This window comes from Rhizobacter sp. P2_H3 (assembly GCF_056403355.1).
This window is the reverse complement of the sequence record NZ_JBFUFQ010000333.1, coordinates 1-4584: the sequence shown is the minus strand read 5'-3', so window position 1 is coordinate 4584 and position 4584 is coordinate 1. Positions and strand designations below refer to the sequence as shown.

Below are 4584 nucleotides of genomic sequence, written 5' to 3'. Positions count from 1 at the left end.
GCGCCTGGGCCGGCTCGGCGGTGCCGATGCCGACGCGGTCCTGTGCGTCGAGCGCCAGCACCGGCTTGCGGCCGCGCGACGCGGCGACGCCGGCGTGGTGGAACAGCAGCTGGTCGCGGTCGCCGCCGTAGCTCATCGACCACAGCGCGGTGCGCGAACTCTGCTCGCGGTAGAAGCTGACCAGCGCGTCGTAGCCGGCCGGCGACGACACCTCGATGCCGTTCTCGGCCGATTTGTGGAAGCCCTCGTCGCTCATGTTGAGCATCGAGTCGATCAGGTCGGCGAAGTGGTCGCGCGTGGGCAAGCGGCCTTCGTCGAAGAAGTGCTGCAGCGTCTTGCGGTTGCGGATCGTCATGCGCCGCCCCCGATCACGAAGGTGCTGCCGATCGACAGCTGCGCGATGCCGGTCGGCTGCGGCGCCGGGTCGGGGAACGCGGAGGCCGCGGTGACGATGTGCGTGGGCATCGGCAGCGCGAGGCTCCACGGGGCGCGCGAGACGGCGTGGCCGCGTTCGCCCCGCCCTTCACCTGGCCTCTCACCCTGCCCCTCGCGTGCGGTGTCGACCAGCGTGTACACGCCGGCGTCGCTGCAGGTCAGGTGCAGCAGCGACAGCTGCGTCACGTAGTCGACGCCGTCCAGCGCACGCAGCCGCGCCTCGAGGTCTTCGCCGCGCACGACCCAGTCGAACGCCGGGCCGCAGCCGTCGTCGAACCACGGCGACAGCGTGGCCACCACCGTGCGCGTGATGCGCTGCAAGGCCTCGCCTTCGTGCACGCCGCGCGCCAGGCCGACCACGCAGCGCAGCTGCAGCCGGTCGTAGACCGGGTTGCGCACGACCACCTTCGCGAACGGCGACGCACGCTCGCGCAGGTAGTCGGCCATGCGGCGCAGCTCGATCGCGTTGAAGCGCGGCGCGGCACAGGCGAACGCCGGATCGTTGCGCGGCACCTGCGGCACGACGACCGCCAGCACCTGGCCGGCCGGCGGCCGCGGCTGGCCGGCCGCGGCGATCTCGTCGCCGGACAGGCAGCGCACCTTGAATATCTCGGGAAAGCGCGCCAGCAGCAGCCGCTCCACGTCCCACGCGGTGCCGGCCCGCTGCTTGTGCTGCAGCCGCTCGCCGGCACGGGTGTACAGCAGGCCCGCGTCCTCGGCCGGGCGCAGGCCGAACGACGGCCCGACCTGCTGCACGCCGGACAGCCCCGGCAGCGAGGCCAGTGGGCGGGTGATGCGGCCCTGCGGCAGGATCTGCAACATCGCCGCCCCGGTCGGCAGCACGCGCCGCGCGCGCAGCGCATGCGCCTGCACCGACTGCAGCGCCGCGAACCCCTCGAAGCCGGCGGCCGCCGACGCACGCAGCCAGTACAGGCCGGCCGGCATCACCTCGTTGTCCAGCGTCAGGTCGCCCGGCAGGTCGAGCGTGACGATGCCCGAGGTCAGGAAGCCCTCGGTGCTGTCGGCCAGCACGCGCGCCGCCGGCAGCGGCCGCCAGTGGTCTCCGGCCAGCGTGGCCCAGCGCACCGGCGCGCGCACCGCGCCGGAGCGGGTCGCGTCGGCAGCCGATTCGAGCAGCGAGAACAGCAGCGTCAGCGTGCCGCCCGGCTCGCCGGCCGCGAGGCCGATGTAGAGGTTGCCGTCGTCGCCGGGCCGCGGCAGCAGCCCGTGGCTCGCGCCGGCCGCCGCCGAATGCAGCGTGTCGACGCCGAACGGGTGCAGGTGCAGCAGGCGCTCCACGTCCGGCGCGGCCTCCAGCGGTCCCTTCTCGCTCGGGCTTTGCGCGCCGGGGCGGATCACGCCGGCCGCCTCGTAGCTCAGCGTCAGCCGCTCGATCAGCGGCGTGTAGGGCGGGTTCGGCAGCAGCTGGCGCCGGCGCGCGCGCAGGTTCCTGCGCGCGTTCGCGGTGACGGTGTCGGCCAGCACCATCGGGTACGCGGCATGGCCGAACGCGCCGCGCGGGCCGGTGAGCTGCAGCCGGTACAGGCCGTTGCGCGGCAGCGGCCCGTCCCACTCCGCCGGGTCGCCGGCCCGGCTGTGCTTGCGCACCGAGCCGGGGTCGACCTCGATCTCCCACATCGGCTGCAGGCAGGCGGCGGCATCCGGCGGCGCGAACAGCGGCTGCTGCGCCGAAGCCCCGCTGCACGGCTGCCACAGCCCGTCGCGCAGGATCGCGAGCGCGGCCGTGAAATCGCCGCGGCGCTGCTCGTCGGGGTAGCCGCGGTAGTGGGTGTCGAAGCCGCCGGCGTCGGGCGGCAGGCCGCCCCATTCGAGCTGCATCGACAAGCGCTGGATGTTCTTGCACGCCACCTCGCGCGCGCCGACCACCAGGTACGACGACAGCGTCGGCAGCGGGCCGAACGGGTGGAAGGCCTTGGTCGGGTCGAGCCGGCCGAGGTTGTTGTGCAGCACGATGTCGCGCACGCCGCTGGCGCTGACGCGCAGCCGCGCGTCGGTGAGCGGCTGGTCGGCCAGCAGCGAGTACGGGTAGAGCCGGCCCTGCGTGCCGAGCTCGATGCGCAGCACCGGCAGCCGGGTCCCCCAGTCGTTGCCATGCACGGCGGGCTCGCAGCCGACGATCGCCGGCGCATCGGGGCGCAGCCGTAGCGTGATCGACAGGCCACCTTCCGGCAGGCGGTCGACATCGGCATCGGTGGCCTCCAGCCAGCCGTTCGCGGCGCTCAGGTGCAGCTTCAGCAGGCCGTGGAACAGCTGTTCGAACACCAGCACGCGCTGCGGCGCCTGCGCGCCGGCCAGCAGCACCAGCGGATCGCCGACGCTGTGCGCCTGCGGCACGCGCCCCTGCAGCTCGCGGTGCGCGGCCAGCCGCATGCGGCGCAGTTGCGCTTCGGTGAAGTCGGCGCTGCCGGACAGCAGCCAGTGGCCGAGCAGCCGGCCGAAGGCATCGCGCAGCGTGACCGGGTCGGTCGCGAAGGTGACCGCGTCGACCAGCGCGTCGAGCGCCTGCGCGCCATCGGCCGAGCCCTCCCCGACAGGCAACTCGACCCGGATCATCCGCTCGCCCTCGCGCAGCAACAGCAGCGGCGACGCGATCGCGAGGCCCAGCCGCGCATCGACCGCCCCGGCGCCGCCGCCGAACAGCGGCCAGGCGCTGCTGCCGTCCGCGACACCGACCGGGGGCCGCGCCGCCTTGGCCCGCGTCACGAAGCCGAACTCGCACTCCGGCGAGATCCGCGCATCGCGCTCCATCCGCAGCGTGCACAGCGCCGCGACGCGCGCATCGGTCACCACCAGCGGTGCCGCGCTGTGGAAACGCAGCGGCTGGCCGGCCGCATCCTTGCCGGCGTCGAACACGGTGCCCTGCGGCACCTGCAGCAGGCGTTCGCCGCGCGCATCGCGGGCGCAGGCCAGGTGCACCTCGTCGGCCACCGGCCCGGCCGGGCCGAAGCCGAGGCAGTCGCGGTAGTAGAAATCGACGTGCCGCGCGGTGAAGCGGTTCACCTCGCGCTGCGCCGATTCATAGACCTTCAGGAACGCGATCAGCAGCCCGACCGCCGCCTCGTGCGTGCCGCTGTGCAGCGTGCCGGGCAGCAGTTCGCGGGCCAGCGCGCGCAGCGTGTCGATCGCGGCCAGGAACACGAAGTAGCGTTCGCGCAGCAGCTCGCGCTCGTCACGGCCGGCGGCAGCCGTCGCGAGCAGTGGCGCACCGCTGCTCCAGATGCCGGCCAGGCGCTCGTGCGAGCGGCCGACCTCGCGGTCCTGCCAGCGGCGCTTGCCGAAGCGCTCGTGCACCCACTGCAGCTCGGCGCCGAGCTGCTGGTCGACCAGCTGGTGGATGCGCCCGCGGAACGCCAGCGAGGCGGCATCCTCGCGCCCGTCGAGCGACTTGAACCACAGGTCGATCCACTGCGCGAGCTCGACCACCTGGTGGGCCAGGCGCGGCAGCGGCGCCGAGTCGGCGTCGTGCAGGAAATCCTCCTGCAGCGCCTGCACGTCGATGCTGGCGATACGCGCCAGCACCATCGTCACGTCGCTCGCGAACATCGCGCGCCAGTCGCCGGCCTCGCGGTTGTCGAGGTCGACGAAGCGCAGCTGGCGCGCGAGCGTGGCCGTCATCGCGACGCGGTCCTCGAACGGCAGCTCGTCGACGCGGAAGTAGCCGTCGGCCAGCGCCGGTGGAAAGCGTTCATTCTGCGAGGTTCCGCTGGTCATGCCGCCACCTCGCGCGCCGCACCATCGTTCAGGTACAGCGGGTACACCATGTTGTCGCGCACGTTGGTGCTGCGGATCGTGTAGTTCAGCTGCAGCTTCAGCACGCCCTCGTACAGGTCCGAGGTGTCGATCTCGACCTGGTCGAGCGTGATGCGCACCTCGAAGAACAGCACCGCCTTCTCGACCAGGCTGCGGATCTCGGTCAGCGTGCTCTCGGTGATGTTCTCGAACACCATGCGCTGCAGGCCGCAGCCGTAGGTCGGGTGCATCACGCGCTCGCCGGGTACGGTGGACAGCAGGATGCGCAGGCTCTCGCGCACGTCCTGGTCTTCCGACACCGTCAGCGCATGCAGCGTGCGGCCGTCGAAGGCCGGCGGGAAGGCCCAGCCGGTGCCGAGGAAGCGCTTGTTGCTGTCG

3 protein-coding genes are annotated in these 4584 nt (G+C 73.0%); all 3 read right to left on the bottom strand.

What is annotated here, in order from left to right; translation table 11 throughout:
• Window positions 1–355 (bottom strand): hypothetical protein (locus tag AC1D1T_RS30160; protein WP_477993122.1); only part of this gene is annotated, 355 nt, incomplete at its 3' end.
• A complete protein-coding gene (locus AC1D1T_RS30155) occupies window positions 352–4167 on the bottom strand; it encodes a baseplate J/gp47 family protein (RefSeq protein WP_477825932.1) in 3816 nt (1271 codons plus the stop codon). The genes AC1D1T_RS30155 and AC1D1T_RS30160, both read right to left, overlap by 4 nt.
• Window positions 4164–4584: GPW/gp25 family protein (locus AC1D1T_RS30150; protein WP_477993120.1), on the bottom strand; the 421-nt coding region annotated here is incomplete at its 5' end. The genes AC1D1T_RS30155 and AC1D1T_RS30150, both read right to left, overlap by 4 nt.

Bases quoted from the DNA above. Each gene is read 5' to 3' on its own strand.
- AC1D1T_RS30155 (WP_477825932.1), bottom strand. From the start codon at position 4,167: ATGACCAGCGGAACCTCGCAGAATGAACGCTTTCCACCGGCGCTGGCC.